The following is a 720-nucleotide window of genomic DNA, read 5'->3' as shown; positions in this document are numbered from 1 at the left end:
ACATCGCCCTCACCTTCGACGACGGCCCGGATCCGGCGTCCACACCGCACTTCCTCGACGTACTGGACGCTCTCGGCGTACGCGCCACGTTCTTCGTCCTGGGCGAGAACGTCGTACGCCACCCGGAGACGGCCCTGGAACTGGCCCGGCGGGGGCACGAACTCGCCGTCCACGGCTGGTCGCACGACCGCCCCTGGCTGCCGTCACCGGCCCGGGACGCACACGGGCTGACGCGTGCCGTCCACGTGGTGGGCGAGGCCGCCGGACGCGTCCCACGCTGGTACCGCCCGCCCTACGGCATCCTCACCTCCGGGCGCTGGGCCGCCGCCCGCCGGGCCGGAACGCGGCCGGTGCTGTGGACTGCGTGGGGCAAGGACTGGCGGCAGGACGCCACGCCCGCCTCGGTACGGGCGACCGTGGCGGCGGACCTGGGCGGGGGCGGCACGATCATGCTCCACGACACCGACCACGTCTCCGCCCCGGGCAGCTGGCGGGCCGCCCTCGGTGCCCTCCCCGACATCGTGCGCGACTGCCGCGAGGAGGGGTGGGCGGTGGGGCCGCTGGGCGAGCACGGGGTGATCGGGGCGGAGGAGTGGGGCGTCGGGAGAGCCAGCGCGGGGTCGGGCGCGGGAGTCGGGCCCGGGCCCGGGCGTGGCGAACGGGCGGGGCGGCCGGGTGCGGTGCGGTGAGCGGGCCGGAGGAAGGGGCCGGGTGAGCGGG

General features: G+C 77.2%; 1 protein-coding gene. It reads left to right on the top strand.

Translation table 11 applies throughout. The features are described 5' to 3' along the window. Positions 1–689 (top strand): polysaccharide deacetylase family protein (locus EBH09_RS32605; RefSeq protein ID WP_153182753.1); only part of this gene is annotated, 689 nt, incomplete at its 5' end. Positions 690–720: the final 31 nt, after the last annotated feature.

The sequence above is a fragment of the Streptomyces sp. E2N166 genome (assembly GCF_003671715.1).
In the GTDB taxonomy this organism is placed as follows: Bacteria; Actinomycetota; Actinomycetes; order Streptomycetales; family Streptomycetaceae; genus Streptomyces; species Streptomyces thinghirensis.
The sequence above is the reverse complement of the archived record's forward strand: the minus strand, read 5'-3'. Positions and strand labels throughout refer to the sequence as shown.